The organism is Mesorhizobium sp. M4B.F.Ca.ET.017.02.2.1, assembly GCF_003998955.1.
Lineage (GTDB): Bacteria > Pseudomonadota > Alphaproteobacteria > Rhizobiales > Rhizobiaceae > Mesorhizobium > Mesorhizobium abyssinicae.
Window position 1 is genome coordinate 1 of record NZ_RZOF01000094.1, and the last position, 18550, is coordinate 18550.

Here is an 18550-nt window from a genome sequence, read left to right on the forward strand (position 1 = left end):
CCATATCGCTGGTCGAGCTTCAGCCCGGCGCATCTCGCCATCAGGTCGAATTCGGGCGGATGGGCCAGCCGCAGCCTAAGCGGAACCATGCGGACCATATCATTGCCGATATCGATGTGTGACAGGTCGAGCACCTGACTGACCGGATCATATCTGCAGGCCGCGATGTGGACCGATCCGGTGCCGGGATGTGAGACTTCGACGAAGCCGCCGTCGTCCCGCTTCGGCGCCGTGGGGACCCGGCATTCGAGCAGGAAAACGCCATCCTCATCAAGGTGCCGGGCCGCATTCTCGAAGCACCTGACCTGACCGTCCTGGGTGATCACGTTGCCGATCGAATTGAACACCAGATATACAACGCCGTAGCGGCGACCCATGTCGACCGCCGTCATGTCGCCATTGACGACCTCGATCTCCGATCCGCCCGGCTTCTCCCGCAGTACCTCGATCATGTCGGGCGAAAGTTCGATGCCGTCGACCCGCAGGCCGACGGCCGCCAGCGGCAGGGCGATCCGTCCTGTGCCGACGGCAAGCTCGAGGCAGTCGCGTCCACCCGCGATCTCCTTCAGGAATCGAACAGTCTCATCCTCGTCGCCGCGCAGCTCATCGTCGTAGCGCTTCGCAACGTCGCCGCGAAAGCTGTCTTCAGGCCTGAACCCTTCCATGTCGTGTTCTCCGGTAGCCGCCGCACCCCGCAAGGATGTGCAACGCCTCCGGCAAGCCTCGCGTTCCCGTGGAAATTCGCCAGGTGCTTCCCCGCATTTGAAGTCTGGACTTCATTTGAGAGAAGCATCTCCGCGATCACCGTCGATGCTCAGACATATGTAACATCCCAAGATTGAGATATATTGCCGCCGCATCCTTGGTCGGACGCTCGTGGAAGGGGGCACGACATGCAGGCAGTGCCGATATCGCATCCGGGGGAGCAACCTGCGGTCGGGACCATATCCTCCCTGACCGGATCCTCCCCGACCTTGTCATCCTTTACCGGCTATCCGGCCGCCGTGCTGTGCTGGCTTCTGTCGGCTGGCGTCTATATCGCGGCCAAGTGGGTGGCGCCGGAAATGCCGCCCTGGGGGCTATGCTTCTGGCGGCTGACGCTCGCCTGCGCCATCCTGCTGCCGATCGTGCATCGCCACCACGGCGCGATGATAACGCTGCTGCGGGCGCGGTCGCTGGAGATCGTCGCCGTCGGCGCCATCGGCCTCACGCTCTGCCAGGGCATGATCTATCGCGGCCTCAACGAGACCGATGCCAGCACCGCAGGCATCATCATGGCGCTGTCGCCAGTCATGACGATGGTGCTCGCCCGTTTCGTGCTTGGCGAGCCGCTCGGGCTTTGGAAGTCGCTTGGCGCGCTGGCCGCCCTTGCCGGGATGCTGGTGATCGTCGCGCATGGCGACCTGACGGCGCTGCTTCGCCTGAGCTTCAGCCCCGGCGAATTGTGGATCGTCGGCAGCGCGTTCTGCTGGGCCCTCTACACCGTGCTCGTGCGGCGCGCCAAATTCGGCATCAAGCTCCTGCCGTTGGTCGTGCTCCTGTTGGGGGCAGGCGCGCTGGTCGCCTTGCCTTTCCATTTGTGGGAATTGTTCAACGACGAACGCTCCGCCATGAATGGCGACGGCTTGCTGGCACTTGCCTATCTGGCGGGCCCGGGCGGCGCCTTGATGTACTATCTCTACAACCGAAGCGTGGAAACGCTCGGCGCGAGCAGGGCGAGCATGCTGCTCTACCTGCAAACCGTGTTCGTCGCCATACTCGCCTACCTGCTGCTCGGCGAGAGCCTGCATGACTACGATCTCGTTGGCGCGGCCTTCATCGTCGCCGGGATCGTGCTCGCCACCGTGGTCAAGCCCGGCGCAATTCCAGGAAAGGCGTGAGACGGTTCCCGTCCGCAATCGCGCAAAACCCAAGCCGATCCCGCCCGCATAGGGTGGCTGCGGCCCGCGCCTCAAAAAATCTGATAGCCTGTGTCGGACTGGCCGGGCCCCGCCCGTCCTTGGGGCATCGGACAGCAATCAGAAAGGACATTCGATATGCCGAGCACCGTACGTTTGCACCGCGTTCTGGCGACCAAGCCGGAGAAGGTCTACCGCGCATTCACGGAAGCGGACGCGCTGGCGAAATGGCTTCCGCCGAACGGTTTCACCTGCACGGTGCACAGCTTCGACGCAAAGGTCGGCGGCACGTTCAAAATGTCCTTCCGCAACTTCACGACGGGCGACAGTCATTCTTTCGGCGGCGAGTATCTCGAACTCGTTCCGGGCGAGCGCCTGCGCTACACCGACAGGTTCGACGATCCCAACCTTCCGGGCGAGATCCAGGTCACCGTGATCCTGAAGAAGGTATCGTGCGGCACCGATCTCGATATCACGCAGGCCGGCATCCCGGACGCCATCCCGGTCGAGGCCTGCTATCTCGGCTGGCAGGAGTCGCTCCGCAACCTGGCAAAGCTCGTTGAGCCCGAGATCAATCAGTAGGCGCTTAAAGCCGCCGGGCACGAAAGCTGGAAAGAAGAATTGATGGCGCCGAGGCCGAAACTGCTGATCTCCCCCCTTTGTGGGGGAGATGGTCGGTAGACCAGGGGGCGCTGTCCCGCCAGCATAGAAGGGATCGCTGCCTCCGCACACCTCGCATGGGTGGCGCCTGATTTGACATCATTGTCGCTGCGGGCGGCTTAGGTTAGGCTTTTCTGGGGCACTAACCAGGGGCGTGCCAAGAATGCTTTTGCCATTCTTGCGTTGGCCTATAACTCGTCACCATCACGGTCTGGGCAGGCTGAGATGGATAGCTCTCTTTGCACCCGTCATCCTGTTGTCCGGCTACGTCGCCTACGGCTTTGTCGGCATCCGGATCGACTCGCCGGTGACAGCCCTCAGGCACCTTGCCGCTTTCCCGAACTGTACCGCCGCTCGCTTCGTTGGTCTGGCTCCGGCGCGCCGCGGACAACCCGGCTATTGGTCGACGCACGACGCCGACCGCGACGGGATCGCCTGCGAGCCATGGCGCGGCGGAAGCGCCGGCGGTGTCAGGGTCCACCGCTACTGGAGCACCGGTCGCCGGTAGGGTGGGAATTGGCCAACTACAGCTCCTTCTCCGCCAGTTCGCGGAACTCATCCGGCACCGAGCGCGCCGCCTCCAGCGCCGCCGCGCCGTAGCCGACCGCCTCCTTGCCGAAACGCTGGCGGATCCTGTCTATCGCGCGGTCGGCGCCGAAGCGGGCGAGGCCCTTGCGGCTGCCGGGCTTCAGTCTCTCGTCGGCAAGCCCGAGCGGCAGTTCGAGCTGCAGCTCCGCACTTTCCTCCAGATGCGAGACGGAGATCGCGAGCAAGGAGATTTCCCTCTCATGCCGGTTGGCGGCGAGCACGCCGCGCACCAATTCCTCGGCGATCTCGGCCAGCATTGCTGTTGCCTGGATCGGCTGCTCCAGCGTCACGGAGCGGGTGACGGCGCGCATGTCGGCGAAGCGCACGCGCACCGTAACCGTGCGGCCGGGCCGCGCCTTGGCGCGCAGGCGGCTCGCCACACGATCGGCGAGATGCAGCAGCGTCGGCACGAACACCCGCGCCTCCGCCGGCTTGCGGCCAAGCGCCGACTGCGCGCCGGCCGAGTGTGCCCGCCGGTGCGTCTCCAGCCGGCGCGGGTCTCGGTTCCAGGCGAGGGCGGCGAGCTTTTCGCCGGCGGCCGGGCCAAGCAGGCGTTTCAGCGCGCCGCCATGGCTGCGCGCCAATTGCCCGATGGTCTCGACGCCGATCTCGGCGAGCCGCGCCCGGGTCGCCGGGCCGACGCCCCACATCAGCGATACCGGCAGGTCGTGCAGGAAGGCGATCTCCGTGCCGGGCTCGACCACCACCAGCCCGTCGGGTTTTGCAACCTGCGAGGCGATCTTGGCCAGGTGCTTGGTGCGCGCGACGCCGATAGAGATCGGCAGGCCGAGCTCGGCCTTCACCCGCCGCCGGATGGCGCGGGCGATCTCGTCGGGCGGTCCGAACAGATGCGTGCAGCCGGCGACGTCGGCGAAGGCCTCGTCGATCGAGATGCGCTCGACCAGCGGCGTGAAATCGTCGAGCACCTTGATCGCCGCGTCGCCGAGCCGCTGGTACTCGCTGAAGCGGCCGCCGACGAAGATCAGGTGCGGGCAGAGTTCGCGCGCCTTGCGGCCGGGCATGCCGCCGCGAACGCCAAAAACCTTGGCCTCATAGGAAGCCGCAAGCACCACGCCGCCGCCGACGGCGATCGGCTTGCCCCTGAGCGACGGGTCGAGCAGCTGCTCGACCGAGGCATAGAAGGCGTCGAGATCGGCATGCAGGATGGTGGCCGCTGTCGCCTGACTTTGCGTCATCCGTGGCGCCCATTCACCTTGCGGCGTTGCAGCATTAGCAACATCTGTTCGAAGGAATTGTTCTCGAACAAAAAGAGAACAAACGGGGTCTCTTGTCAAGCGGCATCGGACCGCCGGCGACGGTGGGATCTGCGACCTGTCACGAGGATGCGGGATCCAGCCGGAATCTCGTTTTTTTGCCACGTCGAGCACGCGTCGGGAGCGCACGTGCAGCATCGACCAAGGTCGATGCCGAGAGGCAGGAACATCGTCCGGCCGACGGCGTTACTGCGTGGTAGGGACGCCGTTTGCGGGAGGCCTGACATGGGCCAGTTCGAGATCACGGACCTCGTCTATATCGTCGATGCTTGCGCCACCGGAAGGGCCGCCGGGCGGCTCGTGTCGATGGCACGGGCGGTGGAGGAACTGCGCGTGCTGACCGGCGATTTCATCTCGCCGGACGAGGTGGCGGCGAACGAACTGTCGGCCGTGGCGCTTGAGCGCGGTTGCGCTGTGCTGTTCGACGAGCAGCCTGGCGCTGACATCCTCAGGGCGCCGTAAGTCCGATATACGCTGCTATATGTTGGGCGCCGCTCGGGGGTGGCGTCCATCACAACTTATTGAAAAATTGGGCTTTCAGCCCGGCAAGCGACAAGTCGAGCAAAAATCTTAGCCATTCGTTTATGCATGTTTGCTCATATGGAAGCATGGCATCGCGCACCCGTTTTTTCATGGGGACCTTTCGCCGCCTGCTGGGAGCCAGCGGCGCGGGCGGCAATGTCGCCGTCATCTTCGCATTCGCCTTGCCGGTCGTCGTTGGCGGCGCCGGCCTGGGTGTCGAGACCTCGCTCTGGTACTACAGCAGCCTGAAGCTGCAGGCGGTGGCCGATGCCGCGGCCTATGCCGGCGCGCTCGAGAAGATCGCGGGTTCCGACAACCCGACCATCGTCGCCGCCGCCACGCAGTCGGCGACCTCGAACGACTTTGTCGCGCCGGGCACGATAGAGGTCAACACGCCGCCATTGTCCGGCCCGAACACCGCCAATAAGGCGGTTGAGGTCATCGTCAAGCACAACCTCGATCGCTACTTCACGGCCATTTTCAACAGCGCCCCGGTTCCGCAGCAGGCGAGGGCGGTGGCGCGCATCACCGACGCCTCGAAGGCTTGCGTGCTGGCGCTCAGTCCTTCGGCCGTCCAGGCTGCGCTCTTTTCCGGCAATACCACCGTCAACCTCACCGGCTGCTCCGTCATGTCGGATTCGGTTGCTGCGGACGCCATCAGGACGCAGGGATCGGCGACGCTCAAGGCCGACTGCCTGATCACGGTCGGCGGCATGGTGCTGAACAATCCGGTGACCACGACCTGCAGTTCCAACCTCACCCAGGCCCTGCCCGCATCCGATCCGTTCTCCAGCCTGCCGACGCCGGCGGCCACGAACCCGTGCAGGAATGTCAACGGCAACAAGACGTCGCAAACGCTTCAGCCTGGCACTTATTGCAGCGGCATGGATCTCAAAGGCAACGTAACGCTGCAGCCCGGCGTCTATGTCGTGCAGGGCGGTATGAAGATCAACGCCAACGCAGTCGTCGCCGGCAGCGGGGTAACCATCTTCATGGCGGGCAGCAACACCGTCAGCATGAACGGCACCGCCACGGTGACGCTGAGCGCGCCGACCTCAGGTACCTATTCCGGCATGCTGTTCTATGGCGACAGGACGGGGACCGCGGCGCAGAGCACCTTCAACGGCACGGCGACGTCGCTCTTGACCGGCGCCATCTATTTCCCCAAGCAGCAGGTCAATTACCTCGGCAACTTCTCCGGCAGCGGCGGCTGCACCCAGGTCGTCGCCGACACCATCCAATGGTCGGGCAGCACGACCATCAAGCAGGACTGCACCAGTCTCGGGATGAAGGACATTCCGGCGACGCAGTCCGTTCAGCTCGTCGAGTAGCGCGCATGGTTGGGCGGACCCTGCGCATTTTCCGGGACAAGGCCGGGATAGCCGCCGTGGAATTTGCCATGGTGCTGCCCATCCTGTGCTTCGTCTGCCTCGGCATCGCCGACGGCTGGTCCTACGTGTCGAGTTACCTGCAGATGCGCGCTGGCGTCAAAACCGCGGCCAATCTGGTGATGGCCGGCGCGACCAACGACACGGGAACGCAGGCGGTCGCGCTGTCGAGCTGGAACAACAAGCCTGAAGATGCGGCGGTCGTGCTGGTCAGATCCTACAAATGCGGCACCACGGTGGTGGATGAGACCACGATCTGCGGCGGTACCAAGCTGCCGAATGTCTTCGTCCAGATCTCTGCCACCGGCACCTGGGTGCCGCCGTTCAATTTCGGCGTCTTTCCGGATCCGCGCGTGATGACCCATCAGGAGGTCATCCGTGTCCGCTGAACGGATCGCCAGATGGCGCCGCGACCGGTCCGGCGGCGCCGGGCTGGAATTTGCGCTGATCGCGCCGTTCCTGGTGATGCTGCTGTTCGGGATCTTCGCGTTCGGCTGGTCGTTCAATGCCACTTCGACCGTCCGCTACACGCTGGAAACCTCGGCCCGTGCCTTGCAGCTCAACAACACGCTTACGCAGAGCCAGATACAGGCGATCGCCACGCAGAAACTGCTGGCGCTGGGCCTGAAGAACGTCGTCGTGACGATAGCGACCGATCCGGCCAGCGGCGGCTTCAAGATGGCGCATCTGACCGCCAGCTACGCCTTCGTCATCGAGTTCCCGTATTTCGACCAGTATCCGATCAGTTACGCAACGACAGTCACTGTACCTTTGGTTGCAAGCTGAGCATCTTGCCGCCAAAAGGTTTCACTTGATGTTCTGCAAGATGTTGCTGGCGTAACTGCGTCTCCCGATCAGTTAGGACTAAGGTCTGATCAGTATAGGGCTTCTGCGGCCCAAAGGGCTCAGCCGGCATCTCCCCGCGATAATCGTCTTTGATTTCAGTATCTTATCTGTGTCGCCCGGCGCGTCGGTCGCGCATCGCTACTATATTTGTCTAAAGTTTACTTCTTCGAATTAGCAAATTTGCATACGACGGCGTTATAGCGGGTAGGCGAGGTGGCGAATCCCCGAGGAGGTACTATGACAACCCGAAAAACCCTGTTGGCGGCGGTGGCCGCGTTCGCGCTCCTGGCCACTCCCGCGTTGGCCGGCAACGGCAATGGCGGCGGCAATGGCAATGGCGGCAGCCATGGCAATAGCGGCGGCAGCCATGGCAATAGTGGCGGCGGCAATTCCGGCAAGAGCGGCACGCACGGCAATTCCGGCCAGAGCAAATCCGGCAAGAGCACGCATGGCAAGTCGGCGTCCGCGAAGTCGGGCAAGAAGACGCAGGCCGCCGTCGATGACGTCGAAGTCGCGGCCACGCCCAAGGAGAAGAACCTCCACGCCAAGCTCGGCCGGCTCAACTCGCTGCAGCGCAACATCAACGCTTACATGAACTCCAAGAGCAAGAACTTCGCCGCAGTGCAGGCCTATGTGATGGCCTCCGCGAATGCCCAGAACGCCCAGGCTGCGGTCGACGCCGCCAATCAGGCGGTCATCGACGCCCAGGCCGCACTCGACGACCTCAACGAGCAGCTCGCCGAGGCGAATGCGCTGACGCCGGCAACGCCCGAGGAGGAGGCGGCCAAGGCCGCGCAGATCGCCGATCTGGAAGGGCAGATCGCCGATCAGGAGACTGCCGTCTCTGAGGCCGAAGCGGCAGCCGCCGCGGCCCAGACCGCGGCCGACGAAGCCGCTGCGGACGTCCCATCGCTCGACGATGCGCTTGCCGAGATGGCCAACAAGCCGGTCGACGACGAGGTCACAGAATGGGCCACGGGCGTGCTTGACGACAAGATCGACCAGGTAGCCGCCAAGCTGGCGGAGCAGGACGCCGCCGCGGCGACGACCGACGACACGACCACCGACCCGGCCGAAGAGGCAACGGAAACCGAGACGGCGGAATGAGTGAGTAGGGACTAGTGAGTAGCAAATAGTAGGGGCTGGCGGCATGCCGCCAGCCCCGTCCGTACACCGCTTGCTGCCCAATTCCGTATCCACCACCCGCTTCCGTTCATCCCGACGGGGAAAACCACCGCTAACCCCATGTTCGGCATGGCAAATCTTCGCTTCCCAATGTAGTCTCCTGCGTCTAGGGGTTCAAAGGCATTGGGAGGACAAGAACATGCCACGGGTTTCGGAGCTCTTCTTCAAGACAGCCATCGTGTTTCTCATTCTGGGCGTCGCCGCCGGCCTGGAAATGGCCATATCGGGGGACCATGGCGCGTTCCCTGCGCACGCCCACATCAACCTGCTGGGCTGGGTCACCTCGGCGATATTCGGCGGCTACTACGCGCTCAATCCAGCCAAGGCGGCGCGGCGCATCGCGATGATCCACTACGGTCTCTATACACTCGGCGTGGTGATCATGCTGCCTGCGCTCTACCTGCTGCTGCACGGCAACCCGGCACTGGAGCCGATCGTCGCCGGCGGCTCGTTGATCGTCGCCGCGGCCATCCTGCTCTTCGCCGTTGTGGTGTTCTCGCCCGAGCCGGTGACGTCGGCCTCCGGCCTGCAGTCGGCGCCTCGCTGAGGGCGAAACTGCCAATCTCCCCCCTTGTGGGGGAGATGTCCGGCAGGACAGAGGGGCGAACGATCACCAGCTTCGGCGTGATCCGCTCCCTGCACAATCAGCTTCAATGATCTGGACAGGCCGGCGGGACAGCGCCCCTCTGGTCTGCCGACCATCTCCCCACGGGAGAAGAGCCTGTCTCAGGCTTTCGCCAATCGCCGGTTACAGCAGTCGCGACAGGAAGGTGTGGATGATGCCGTCGCGCTCGAACGGTCCGGGCACCTTGGCCGGCAGCGAACTGTCGGTGGTCTTGGCCGCCGACGAGGCGCGGCCGTAGATGATGAGCAGCACGGCGATGAAGTAGCCCACCTGCAGCACCAGGGCGGCGACAAATGTCCAGCCCAGCGCTTGCCACAACGATCCCGTGTCCGCGTAGGTCCAGCCAAGGACCACGAGAATTGTTGCCGACATTCCCACAAGAAACTGCGGAAAATACATTTGCCCGATCGAACGCTCCGGATCTTGTTGCGGTCCGGAATGCCCGCCCATGTCTCTACCCTATTCGAGCGTTGCACCTTTCACGCATGGTCGCAAGTTGGCACCAGTGCCGCGCTCTGTTCTGCCTTTCGGCCAGTTGTATGCGACCTATGTCTTAGGACTTAGGACCTTGAGCCGCCCGGCGCAAGAGTTGTCTTGGTTGCTGCACCGGCATTTGAGGCGCGCCGCCTTTGGCGTGCCCGGCGTGACGCATCGCCGGGCACCCTTGCGGTCAGACCGCCATCTTGCCGATGATCTTGGCCATGTCTGCGGCGTCGAAGGCTTTCAACGTCTGCGTGCGCACATTGCCAAGCGATGCCACGGAGAGGCTGAGGGCCGTAGCCGCGATGTCGTCATTGGCCTCGACGGCCGCGACCACGTCGTGCTGGCCAAGGGTCCACAGCAGCGAATTCACCTTCACTCCGCTATCGGCGGCCATCGACTTGAATGCTTCGGCCCGTTTCACCGTGTCCTTGATGGATTTGGCGCCCTGCTCGGTGAAGTTCACAAGTATGACGTAATGCGACATGATTTCCTCCCATCGTGGTCGGGGGGCGTGCGGAAGCGTCTCCGCCGCGGCCGTTGTTTCTCCCGACGAGATCGTGCCGTTCAGGCGGCACGCGAAAAGGAGTGCCGGCCGAGGCAGCTTACGGAGACTCTGCCGGCACTCCACGCGAAGATTGGGTGTTCTCCCCGCGCGGCGGCATATTAGCACCGGCGAATATTTGGGGAAGCCGTTTTCCCTGGAGCCCGCGGGTCTAGGCCTCGAAGAAATGGAATGTTCCGCGCCCGCCGGACTTGCTGCGGTAGAGTGCCATGTCCGCCTTCTGCAGCAGGTCGTCGCTCGTCACGCCATCGCCGGGCGCCAGCGCGATGCCGACGCTGAGCCCGAGGACGAACGGGGTGCCGGCGACCGTGAACGGTTCCCGGAAGCGGTCGATGATGCGCGATGCAAGCGCGGCCGCATCCGTCTTTTCAGCGATGCCTGTCTGCACGATGGCGAACTCGTCGCCGCCAAGCCGCGCCACCGTGTCGTGGTCGCGCACCGCGCCGCGCAGCCGTGCGGCGACGTCGATCAGAAGCCTGTCGCCGGCCTTGTGGCCGAAGCCGTCATTGACCGGCTTGAACTTGTCGAGGTCGAGATAGTGCACGGCCATCAGCGCGCCGCGCCTGGCGAGTGCCACCGCGCTGTGCAGCCGGTCGGAAAACAGCATGCGGTTGGGCAGGTCTGTCAGCGCGTCGTGATGTGCCATGTGGGCGATCGTCGCCTGGTCGCGGCGCTGCTCGGTAACGTCGAAATAGGAGGTGACGAAGCCGCCGCCCTCGATCGGCATGCCGCGCACCTCGACGACGGTCCCGTTCGGACGGGTCCGCTCGTAGACATGCGCCTCGCGCTGCCTGACCAGCGCCAGCCGGCGCGCGACATGCAGCTCGACTTCGCCCGGCCCGTATTCGCCGCGCTCGGCGTTGAAGCGAAACAGCATCTCCATCGACGGATAGCCGTTGGCGAAGAGGTCGTCCGGATAGTCGAGCAAGGTCCGCTGCCGTTGGTTGCAGATGACCATGTTGAGGTCCTGGTCGAACAGCGAGACGCCGCCAGGGAAATTCTCGATCACTGCCTCCAGCAACCGGATCCGTTCGCGCGAATGCTCGACCAGCTGCGCCATCCGGCCGATCGCTTCGGCGAGGCCCGCCGTGCCGGGGCTTGCCGGCACGCTTGCTTCCAATGCGCCCGCCGCGCCACGTGATGCCATCGCCATCGGCCGCTGACCCCCTCAGCAATCCCCGGAATATTCAGAGACGCTAATATGAAAGGATTGCCGCCTCATTAACGCGCTGCCGGTCGCGGCCCTCTTGTGCCGGTTTCCTGCATCGCGAACGAGAGAGGCCCGCCATGCCATGCGGCGCGGCGGGCCTGGTGACGCTCATGAACGTCAGGTCAGGATGATGACGATCTTCAGCGTGTCCGGATCGACGATGACGATCCTGCCGTCGGCCAGCACGAAATACTCGTAGGTCTCGTAGGCCGGAACGATCTTGACGATGCGCGGCGGCAGGCGATGCAGCCGCACCTTGTGCCGCGGCACTTCGATGCCGACGGAGATGTCGAAATCGACCCGGTCAACCGGCGTGATCTTCGTCTCGCGGATCACGTTGGTGATCTCGGTCTTCTGTTCGACCGTCACGTTGGTGATGGACGCGGTCGAGCCCTGATCGGGCTGCGTCGATGTCTTGCCCTGGGCCTGTTCGTCGGTGGTGGCGCTGGCCTTGCCCTGCGCCTGTTCGTCGGTCTTCACCGTGGCCTTGCCCTGGGCCTGCTGGTCTGTGGTGGCGCCGGCCTTGCCCTGCGCCTGCTCGTCGGTCTTCACCTTGGCCTTGCCCTGGGCCTGCTGGTCTGTGGTGGCGCCGGCCTTGCCCTGCGCCTGTTCGTCGGTCTTCACCGTGGCCTTGCCCTGGGCTTGCTCGTCGGTGGTGGCGCCGGCCTTGCCCTGGGCCTGCTCGTCGGTCTTCGCCTTGGACTTGCCCTGGGCCTGCTCGTCGGTTTTCATCTTGGCCTTGCCCTGGGCCTGCTCACCCGCCTTGCCACCCTTCTGGCAATCGGCGGTGCCGGCGGCGCAATTGTTGTTGTCACCGCTTGGCTGGACCTCGGCCGGCGCCTGTGCCTGCGCCATCGCGGCGCCACAGCCGACACCGAGCGCGAGCATGCTGGTCATCAGAATATGTTTCATGAGAACTCTCCTCGAAGTGTCGTCCCTTCGTTGGGGTAACTTCGGCTCGGAGCCTTTGTTCCGAAGCAAATTGGGCGGGATTCCATGACCAAATCGGATCGGCCACCCAGTCAAAAAAATCCAGGAACAAGGCCTGTGCGGTGGCGTTAACGACCGAGGCGGCCCGGCTGCGGACGGCATTGTGCGCGTGGTGGAGGAGGTCGTCGGTAAAGACAGGAGACGATCATGAGACTGCATCTCAAGACAGCTGCCGCAGGCCTGTTGCTGCTCGCCGGCATGGGCGCCGCGGCCGCTCAGGACGTCATCATCGAGCCGCAGCAGGAAACCATCATCCGGGAGTATGTGCACAAGCAGCCGCTGGCTTCGGTCAAGCTTCCGGGCGTGGAGCTCAATGTCGGCACCGCACTTCCCGACACCGTTGAACTCCGCGAAGTTCCCAACGTCAAATATCGCTATGTGGTCGTCGACAATCAGACCGTGCTTGTCGATCCGGGCACCCGCAAGATCGTGAAGATCATCCAGTGACCTGAAATGGCGCCCGCCGCTTGCCAGAGCGGCGGGCGGGCCAGCTCGTATTATTTCGTGACTAATATATGCCGATACATGCAGGAACCTTTCCCTCTCACCACGCGTTGCCGCGTCTGACTTCGTGTTGCCTCAATAATAGGCAGGCTGTGCGAGGCAGATCGGGCAAACGAATCGGCGGCAACCAGAAAACGGGTCGGGGAACGGAGCACAGCTACCATGTCGAAGCGCGAAATCGGAACATCCCCGGCATTGGGGATGCGTGTCGCCGACCTGCGGGCCAGGATGCGAAGTGCGAGCATCACCGAACATGAGATGAAGACCTTTCAGAAGGTCGCGGCCATCATGGGGGGCGCCGACGGCTCTCTAAGCATCGATGCCGACGACCTGATCGCCGCTTCTTTTGTCGCCGAGACGGTGGGCGACAGCGCGCCGAACTGACCGCCGCCGGCCGCGGGCCGGTCCAGCATCACCCTGTCAGCATCCAACCTATCCGTTCCGCCCTCGCGGGCGAGAGCGTGCGCTCGTGCCTGTCGGCGCGAGCCTCATACCTCGTCGAAGGGGCCGCCACGCCTTGCCGGGTCGCGCTTGATGGCGGCTTCCTCGGCATCGTCCGGCAATGCCTCGTCGCTCTCCTGGTAGGGGTTGTCGTCGTCCTCTTCCGGTAACTCGCCCTCCTTCTCGATGCCGGCGCTTTCCGGCACATCCGCTTCCGGCAGGCTTTCGTCGGGAAGGATGCTCGCGCCCTTCACCGCGTCCCAATCCTGCTGTCCTGGCGTGGGCGCCTCCACCTCGTCGTTTGGCGTCCGGTCGTCGGCCGTTGACGGTTCGACCTCGTCGTTCGGTCTCTTGCGCGGTTCCATGACTGGCCTCCTTGGCGCTGGCACCTGAAAATCTGTTCCGAAGGTTGAACTCGCCGCCTTGCCACCGGTTCCCGCGCGACCGGCTACCGGGCAAGCGCCCCGGTCCCGCCAGGGAACCAATCGGCCCCGGCGTTCTTTCCCGGACAAGGAAAGGAGCCAGACCATGAAACCTTTCGCCTTTGCGCCATGCGCGCTGCTGGTGATGGCGCTGGCCGGTCCGGCGGCCGCGCAGGACAACCCCGACCAGGCCAAAGCGTCCGCAGGCCCATGCCAGGCCGAGCCGCAGGGGCAGGGCAGCGCTGAGCAGAAACCGGCCGCCGACAGCGGCAGCGACAATGGCCTGACCGGCAAGCTCAAGCCTTGCGGCGGTGTATTGCAGCCGCCGCCGACCGGCGACCAGGGTATGGCCCAGCCGGCGCCCGAGGAAGGCAACATGCCGGTGATCAAGCCCGGGGAAGTGCCGCCGCAGCCGCCGAAGCAATAGTGATTGGGAGGCCCTGCTCAGCGCGTATGACGCTCGTGCGGCGCGCGCGCCGCGCGGATCGTCCGCACCTTGGCCCGGCGCAGCGTCGTGACCGGATCGACGCCGGTCCAGACGATGCCCGCGGCCTTGGCGAAAGCCATGAAGGCGCGTCGCGTCTGCTCGATGGTCAGGTGTCCGGCCCGCGCCGCCTCGCACGCCTTGATAGCGATCTTCTGCAGCCGTGTGTCTTCGGCAGGGGGCCATTCCTTCAGGAAGTTCTGCATCTCCGCCAGCGATGCGATATCCCGTTTGAAGCCGGCGCCAACGGCGACGGCGATCGGCGGGTCGAAAGGCAGATCCTCAATCATAGGCACCTCCGCTAGACTCTTCGCCTTCAATGCTGGAACGGCCGCCTGGTTCCGACGCCGTCGGCGGATCAATTAGTGCCGGCTCGCGGAACAAGAGCCCCGTGCCGGCGTTTGCCCCGGAGAGCCCGCCAATTCGAACTCTCGCGCTTCCGCCGGTCCGTGGAGGCGGGGCGAAGCTCGCAACCAACCAACAGGAGGCAGACATGAAAATTGCCCTTATTACTGCTGTCGCCGGGCTGGCTATGATTGCCGGCATCGGCGCCGCCGCCGCGGACCAGGTGATCGTGACGCCCGAGCAGCGCACCGTCATCCGCGAATACGTCCACAAACATCCGCTGGCCTCGATCAACCTTCTCGGCGTCGAGCTCAATGTCGGCTCGACCTTGCCGGACACGGTGGAACTGCGTGAGGTGCCCGACACCCAGTATAGATACACGGTCGTCGGCGACCATACGGTGCTGGTCGATCCCGGCACCCGCAGGGTCATTGAGGTCATAGAGTAGGGCCGGTCAACCGGCTGATGCATGACGGCCCCGCCGCTTCGCGCGAAGCGAGCGGGGCGAGGGGGTTTGGGGCAGGGAAGGAGCACGTCCATGTTGCCGCATGTCGAGACCCCCAACTCCGAGAATGTGGCGGCCTGTTGCGACAAGCTGTTGGCCGAGCGGGGAACGGGATTGCTTTCCATGACGGAGGCAATCGGCGAACTGCGCCGCCGCACCGGCACCGAACGCTCGGACGCCGATCTCGCCGGGCTGATAACCAAGAAGGCAGCCCTGCTGGGCGTCGCCGTCATGGCGCACTAGGCCAGCGCCACCGCGCAGGACAAGCCTCGCAGGAGGGAGGGACGCACTGGGACTCTCGTTGGGCGTTATTGCCGCAAGTCCCCTCCGCTGCGCTCAAGACGCCGGCTCAAATTTCCGCTAGTGTTTACCGTGGACCACCGGAATGGAACCCAACCACGGAGGCAACAAGTGACGGACGACAGGCAGGAACGCATTCGCCAGCGGGCACACGCTATCTGGGAAAAGGCCGGCCGGCCCGAGGGCGCGGATATTCAGCACTGGGACCAGGCGACGGCCGAGATCGATGGCGAGGCCAAGCCGAAGAAGAAAGCTGCACCGAAGAAGCCTGCCGCAGCGAAGCCCGCCAAGACCGCCGCCACCAAGACTGTTGCCACCAAGAGCGCGACCAAGGCCGCAAAGCCCGCCGCGATCAAGTCGAAAGCCGGCAAGGCCTGAAAGGCGGAACGGCCCCGCCGTCGGAGAGATGGGCCGGGGCCGGGACGCGCGCCGGCCGTGGCCGATTTCCGGCAAATTTTGCAGCTTCCTGCCAGGGTAGGGCAGGCCGCCATGCGTGGTCGCAAGGCTGATCAGCCCCTCGCCAAGGCTGGCGCTTCAGCGCCTTCCACTGCGTCCACCTCATCGAGGCTGGCCGGAACATTCCGCTTCAAGAGTTCGGCGAGCACGGTGGCGGCCTCGAGCAGGAGCGCCGCGTTTGGCAATCCTGCCGGCAGCAAAGCGCAGGCGACATGCAAAGGAGGATCGGCAATGCCTCATCTTCACATGAAGGCGGTCGACGTGGTTGTCGATCTCCTTGACGCGGCCGAGTACGTCGACAAGCTCAGCGAGCAGGAACTGAGGGAACTCTGCCTTCAATCACATTTGATGGCGTTGCCAAGGAAGGTCCGCATGCGTGGGCCGATCGTTCGGAACATTGTCGCGCCGGGTCCATTCTCCTTTGACAACAAAGGAGACAAGCCATGAACTGGGATCAGATCAAGGGAAAGTGGATGCAGGTCAAAGGCAAGGCCAAGGAGCAGTGGGGCGACTTGACCGACGATGACCTCGACCGCATCGAAGGCAATCGCGATCAGTTCGTGGGGCGGATCCAGGAGCGCTACGGCATCGCCAAGGAAGAGGCGCAGCGGCAGCTCGACGACTGGTCGAGAAGGCTCGACTGAGCGCGGCGCCCCGCGGCGATCTCTATCGAGAGCTGGAAGGCGGCCGCAACAGGGCTCGGAGTTGGTCAGGCCGATCAAGGCCGGCCCGATGTGGCGGGGATTTCACGCTACGTCGGTGCAGCCAACTTCGGCACGTGCGGAGCAAAAGCGGGGGAAAGAGTGACAATCGGATTATGTTGCGAGCTGGCTAATACTAGTGTCGTCCTAGCCGGCTTGCCCGCCCCCGAAGCCCCCAAGCCGGTCAGGCCCGGCGGTCAGTCGAAGTTACCCCAACAGGCTGTCGGGCCGCTGTGCATAGCCAGTCACGTAAGCCAGAGACCGGCGAAAAGAACGGTAAGGAGAAGCGAGGTAGGCACGGCAACGAGCCACCGAGCTTCCATAGCGCTGTCGTGACGATCATCCATTGCACGCGCGCCCTATCTCTGACTTCAAAAGGCTCCAGCGCCACGCACCTCCCGCCGTGCGCTGGAGCCTTGCCCGCGCTCAACCGCTGCCAGCGGGAGCTGCCGGTGTTGACCAACGGCGCTTGGATGGGTTCGTTCCGCGTTTAGGGCCATGGTCCGAAGCTGGATGCGACTGAAGTTGCAACGTCAGAGCATGGAAACGCAGCGGCATGGCATTCCCGGGCGAAGGCAGCAAAAAGAAACCGCCGGCTCTGCCGGCGGGAAAGGCTGGAGTAGCCAGGAATATCTGGCGCATGAGCAACGATCAACCAGCCGTTTTGTTGAAAAGACCCGCCAGTCCACCGCCTGATCCTCGATGGGTGCGGCACGTTTGCGGTCGGAACCTTTAGCTGTCGCTGATGTTGTCACTCCAGCACCCATTTCGGGCGAAGGAGCGCGTCATGAACAACATCATCTGGCTGGTCGGAGCCGTGGTCATCGTCATCGCGATACTTAGCTTTCTCGGTTTGAGATAGCTCTGCGCGACTCTATAGGCCTGCGCCGGCATGCGTGGCGAGGTTGTCGCCACGCTCATCCGGAGCCTAATGCGGAGATCGTCTGCTGGCGTATTGCGCGACAGCGCACAGGAATGCCAATGCGCCCGCGTCGCACGCCGCCCTGGATGGCCCCTTGGCGAAGAGAACGGCATCCGCGGCCGGAACTGTCAGGCCGTGCTTCTTGGCAAAAGCGGTGACTTCATAAGGCTGCTGGTCGTCGGATAGGTTGGTCTCGAATTCATAATTCATCGATCCACATTCCTCCCTTCGTGAATTTGCCCTTCCTTCGCCCGTCGCGAATTAAACGCTCGACGGGGCGCGCGAGTCCACCAATCATGAATTGCCGTGAAACGTTCCATCCCTGGTGTCGTGACTTGGTGGTTGCAGGAATAGAAGCCTAGCCGGCAGCGCCAGGAAGACCGCGCGCCGCATCGGCCTGTGCGGGCGCCAGATACGCCTTTCTCGAAGCACCTGCTCATTTCAAGCCCGGTGGTCTGGCCGAGGATCTCAGCAGCCGGGAACATTAGCCGTTTCGAATGGTTGAGGTCCTGTGTGTGGCGTCGCTGCTTGGCGTCCCACGCAGGCTGGTGGGCAAACATCGGCCGGCCCGCGTCATCGGTCCCTCCGTGGCGCGGGCTCTTACCGGGCCGCCGCGACGGTACTCCGCTGGGTCACGCGCTATTTTTCTTCCTGGCGCTTTTCGATTTCGTAGGAAAGCCAGCGGCAGAGCATGCCGACAATCGATGCGGCAGCACCGCCAAGCAGGCAGGCGACCAGCAGCGGGCTTTGCGCGGCGCTCTTCCAGCTTACGATGGCGAGCAGGATCGCGCTCGCCGTCGAGACCAGGTAACCGGCGCCTTTCAGCAGATGTAGCGATGCTTTGGTCATTGCGGGAAACCTGGCCAGATTGCCGGATGGGCCAACGGCCCGACTAACATACGCGGGTGAAGAGGTTCCGTTCCCATCGGGGATGGCTTCAGCGGCAGAGCCGGGCAGGCGTCATTCCACGCCAGTCCTCGGACCGGGCGAGTGTCCCGGCTTTGAGGGGGCCAGGCCAAGGTCGAACGTTTGCGGCAGGTCAGGTCTCGGACGGGGCTTGCCGACCGAGGCCGTCGTGAATGAGCCAACCCGGGGAGGCACGGCCACCTGGCCCTGACGCTCACGCCAGAAGGGCTTTCCGAACGCCAGGAAAATGCCGCCGACAAGGCACGCCAACAGCAGGAAGGCGAACGCATCCGCTATCATGTTTCCTAAGCATGGCGGCTCCCCCTGGGGCGG

At 64.1% G+C, this 18550-nt stretch carries 28 protein-coding genes; 18 read left to right on the forward strand and 10 right to left on the reverse strand.

Translation table 11 applies throughout. The features are described from left to right. Positions 1 to 665: class I SAM-dependent methyltransferase (locus tag EN738_RS13975; protein ID WP_145966851.1), on the reverse strand; the 665-nt coding region annotated here is incomplete at its 3' end. 228 nt (positions 666 to 893) lie between these two features. Between EN738_RS13975 and EN738_RS13980 the strand changes: the two genes are divergently transcribed. The 3 genes from EN738_RS13980 (at position 894) to EN738_RS13990 (ending at position 3066) form a co-directional block, all read left to right on the forward strand. After that, positions 894 to 1880 carry an EamA family transporter gene (locus EN738_RS13980; RefSeq protein WP_189605835.1) on the forward strand — a complete coding sequence of 329 codons (987 nt, stop codon included), beginning with the start codon at positions 894 to 896 and terminating at the stop codon, positions 1878 to 1880. 156 nt (positions 1881 to 2036) lie between these two features. Then, entirely contained in the window at positions 2037 to 2480 is a 444-nt protein-coding gene (locus tag EN738_RS13985; RefSeq protein WP_127284187.1) for an SRPBCC family protein, read from the forward strand. A gap of 241 nt (positions 2481 to 2721) precedes the next feature. Then, a complete protein-coding gene (locus EN738_RS13990; RefSeq protein ID WP_127284188.1) occupies positions 2722 to 3066 on the forward strand; it encodes an excalibur calcium-binding domain-containing protein in 345 nt (114 codons plus the stop codon). A 16-nt stretch (positions 3067 to 3082) separates the two neighbouring features. On the opposite strand, the gene dinB is transcribed toward EN738_RS13990, so the two are convergent. Then, complete coding sequence (gene dinB / locus EN738_RS13995; RefSeq protein ID WP_127284189.1) at positions 3083 to 4342, reverse strand: DNA polymerase IV; 1260 nt, start codon at positions 4340 to 4342, stop codon at positions 3083 to 3085. A gap of 303 nt (positions 4343 to 4645) precedes the next feature. Between dinB and EN738_RS14000 the strand changes: the two genes are divergently transcribed. The 6 genes from EN738_RS14000 to EN738_RS14025 all read left to right on the forward strand — a co-directional run bounded on the left by EN738_RS14000 (position 4646) and on the right by EN738_RS14025 (position 8908). Continuing rightward, a complete protein-coding gene (locus EN738_RS14000; RefSeq protein ID WP_127284190.1) occupies positions 4646 to 4882 on the forward strand; it encodes a hypothetical protein in 237 nt (78 codons plus the stop codon). 146 nt (positions 4883 to 5028) lie between these two features. Then, entirely contained in the window at positions 5029 to 6273 is a 1245-nt protein-coding gene (locus EN738_RS14005; RefSeq protein WP_348629087.1) for a pilus assembly protein TadG-related protein, read from the forward strand. Positions 6274 to 6278: 5 nt separating this feature from the next. Beyond that, a complete protein-coding gene (locus tag EN738_RS14010; protein WP_127284191.1) occupies positions 6279 to 6719 on the forward strand; it encodes a TadE/TadG family type IV pilus assembly protein in 441 nt (146 codons plus the stop codon). Further along, positions 6709 to 7116, forward strand: a complete 408-nt coding sequence (locus EN738_RS14015; protein ID WP_127284192.1) for a TadE/TadG family type IV pilus assembly protein — start codon at positions 6709 to 6711, stop codon at positions 7114 to 7116. The genes EN738_RS14010 and EN738_RS14015 overlap by 11 nt, the downstream gene beginning before the upstream one ends. A 297-nt stretch (positions 7117 to 7413) precedes the next feature. After that, the gene (locus EN738_RS14020; protein ID WP_127284193.1) at positions 7414 to 8283 is read left to right on the forward strand and encodes a hypothetical protein; all 870 of its coding nucleotides are present in this window, start codon (positions 7414 to 7416) and stop codon (positions 8281 to 8283) included. Positions 8284 to 8500: 217 nt separating this feature from the next. Beyond that, entirely contained in the window at positions 8501 to 8908 is a 408-nt protein-coding gene (locus EN738_RS14025) for a hypothetical protein (RefSeq protein WP_127284194.1), read from the forward strand. A 201-nt stretch (positions 8909 to 9109) separates the two neighbouring features. On the opposite strand, the gene EN738_RS14030 is transcribed toward EN738_RS14025, so the two are convergent. The 4 genes from EN738_RS14030 to EN738_RS14045 all read right to left on the reverse strand — a co-directional run bounded on the left by EN738_RS14030 (position 9110) and on the right by EN738_RS14045 (position 12153). Further along, positions 9110 to 9436 carry an exopolysaccharide production repressor protein gene (locus EN738_RS14030; protein WP_348629088.1) on the reverse strand — a complete coding sequence of 109 codons (327 nt, stop codon included), beginning with the start codon at positions 9434 to 9436 and terminating at the stop codon, positions 9110 to 9112. A gap of 220 nt (positions 9437 to 9656) precedes the next feature. After that, on the reverse strand, positions 9657 to 9953 hold the full coding sequence (locus EN738_RS14035; protein WP_127284195.1) for a GYD domain-containing protein: 297 nt from the start codon (positions 9951 to 9953) through the stop codon (positions 9657 to 9659). Positions 9954 to 10182: 229 nt separating this feature from the next. Next, complete coding sequence (locus tag EN738_RS14040) at positions 10183 to 11139, reverse strand: diguanylate cyclase (protein WP_189605841.1); 957 nt, start codon at positions 11137 to 11139, stop codon at positions 10183 to 10185. A gap of 219 nt (positions 11140 to 11358) precedes the next feature. Further along, on the reverse strand, positions 11359 to 12153 hold the full coding sequence (locus EN738_RS14045) for a DUF1236 domain-containing protein (RefSeq protein ID WP_127284197.1): 795 nt from the start codon (positions 12151 to 12153) through the stop codon (positions 11359 to 11361). A gap of 225 nt (positions 12154 to 12378) precedes the next feature. Between EN738_RS14045 and EN738_RS14050 the strand changes: the two genes are divergently transcribed. Then, positions 12379 to 12678 (forward strand): DUF1236 domain-containing protein, encoded by a 300-nt coding sequence (locus EN738_RS14050; RefSeq protein ID WP_127284198.1) that lies wholly within the window; start codon positions 12379 to 12381, stop codon positions 12676 to 12678. Positions 12679 to 12897: 219 nt separating this feature from the next. Then, on the forward strand, positions 12898 to 13119 hold the full coding sequence (locus tag EN738_RS14055; protein WP_127284199.1) for a hypothetical protein: 222 nt from the start codon (positions 12898 to 12900) through the stop codon (positions 13117 to 13119). Between the two features lie 104 nt (positions 13120 to 13223). On the opposite strand, the gene EN738_RS14060 is transcribed toward EN738_RS14055, so the two are convergent. Next, on the reverse strand, positions 13224 to 13541 hold the full coding sequence (locus EN738_RS14060) for a hypothetical protein (protein WP_127284200.1): 318 nt from the start codon (positions 13539 to 13541) through the stop codon (positions 13224 to 13226). A gap of 163 nt (positions 13542 to 13704) precedes the next feature. Here EN738_RS14060 and EN738_RS14065 point away from each other — a divergent pair, with 163 nt between their 5' ends. Then, the gene (locus tag EN738_RS14065; protein ID WP_127284201.1) at positions 13705 to 14025 is read left to right on the forward strand and encodes a hypothetical protein; all 321 of its coding nucleotides are present in this window, start codon (positions 13705 to 13707) and stop codon (positions 14023 to 14025) included. A gap of 17 nt (positions 14026 to 14042) precedes the next feature. Here EN738_RS14065 and EN738_RS14070 read toward each other — a convergent pair whose 3' ends face one another. Further along, positions 14043 to 14372: a DUF982 domain-containing protein gene (locus tag EN738_RS14070; protein ID WP_245494515.1), complete on the reverse strand. Its 330-nt coding sequence runs from the start codon at positions 14370 to 14372 to the stop codon at positions 14043 to 14045. Between the two features lie 203 nt (positions 14373 to 14575). Here EN738_RS14070 and EN738_RS14075 point away from each other — a divergent pair, with 203 nt between their 5' ends. The 6 genes from EN738_RS14075 (at position 14576) to EN738_RS14100 (ending at position 17085) form a co-directional block, all read left to right on the forward strand. Then, positions 14576 to 14875 (forward strand): DUF1236 domain-containing protein, encoded by a 300-nt coding sequence (locus tag EN738_RS14075; RefSeq protein WP_127284202.1) that lies wholly within the window; start codon positions 14576 to 14578, stop codon positions 14873 to 14875. Between the two features lie 90 nt (positions 14876 to 14965). After that, a complete protein-coding gene (locus EN738_RS14080; protein ID WP_127284203.1) occupies positions 14966 to 15175 on the forward strand; it encodes a hypothetical protein in 210 nt (69 codons plus the stop codon). A gap of 168 nt (positions 15176 to 15343) precedes the next feature. After that, on the forward strand, positions 15344 to 15610 hold the full coding sequence (locus EN738_RS14085; protein WP_127284204.1) for a DUF2934 domain-containing protein: 267 nt from the start codon (positions 15344 to 15346) through the stop codon (positions 15608 to 15610). Positions 15611 to 15667: 57 nt separating this feature from the next. After that, complete coding sequence (locus EN738_RS14090; RefSeq protein WP_127284205.1) at positions 15668 to 16135, forward strand: hypothetical protein; 468 nt, start codon at positions 15668 to 15670, stop codon at positions 16133 to 16135. Further along, on the forward strand, positions 16132 to 16332 hold the full coding sequence (locus EN738_RS14095) for a CsbD family protein (protein ID WP_127284206.1): 201 nt from the start codon (positions 16132 to 16134) through the stop codon (positions 16330 to 16332). The genes EN738_RS14090 and EN738_RS14095 overlap by 4 nt, the downstream gene beginning before the upstream one ends. A 570-nt stretch (positions 16333 to 16902) precedes the next feature. Next, the gene (locus tag EN738_RS14100) at positions 16903 to 17085 is read left to right on the forward strand and encodes a hypothetical protein (protein ID WP_127284207.1); all 183 of its coding nucleotides are present in this window, start codon (positions 16903 to 16905) and stop codon (positions 17083 to 17085) included. 232 nt (positions 17086 to 17317) lie between these two features. Here EN738_RS14100 and EN738_RS14105 read toward each other — a convergent pair whose 3' ends face one another. Together EN738_RS14105 and EN738_RS14110 are read right to left on the reverse strand one after the other, a co-directional pair. Next, complete coding sequence (locus EN738_RS14105) at positions 17318 to 17521, reverse strand: hypothetical protein (RefSeq protein WP_127284208.1); 204 nt, start codon at positions 17519 to 17521, stop codon at positions 17318 to 17320. A gap of 429 nt (positions 17522 to 17950) precedes the next feature. Continuing rightward, positions 17951 to 18160, reverse strand: a complete 210-nt coding sequence (locus EN738_RS14110) for a hypothetical protein (RefSeq protein ID WP_127284209.1) — start codon at positions 18158 to 18160, stop codon at positions 17951 to 17953. Positions 18161 to 18550 lie beyond the last annotated feature (390 nt).